1 protein-coding gene is annotated in these 241 nt (G+C 41.5%); it reads right to left on the bottom strand.

All coding sequences use genetic code 11. From position 1 onward, the window contains the following. Positions 1-13: 13 nt before the first annotated feature. A partial coding sequence (locus Q4528_RS15725; protein ID WP_303522658.1) for a hypothetical protein occupies positions 14-241 on the bottom strand: 228 nt, incomplete at its 5' end.

The raw sequence follows: 241 nt of genomic DNA, 5'->3' as shown, positions 1-241 counted from the left end.
GTGTTAAAGTACATTACTGACTAATCCGGTCTTGCAGTGCCATGGCTTTTTCCAAAAATATATCGCCAGCCATGCTCAGTTCTTTGTTCTTATTATGAATCACCGACCCATGCCAAATGATTCGATTGGCTCCCTCTAAAGAAAACTCATTTAAGTCTCCAGAATCTAAGTAAGGCTGCACAATATAACAAGGTAATCGACACCAACCAGTGCCAGCAAGCATCATAGCAATGCTTTCCTG

Source organism: Staphylococcus pasteuri (assembly GCF_030547725.1).
Lineage (GTDB): Bacteria > Bacillota > Bacilli > Staphylococcales > Staphylococcaceae > Staphylococcus > Staphylococcus pasteuri.
The sequence above is the reverse complement of the archived record's forward strand: the minus strand, read 5'-3'. Positions and strand labels throughout refer to the sequence as shown.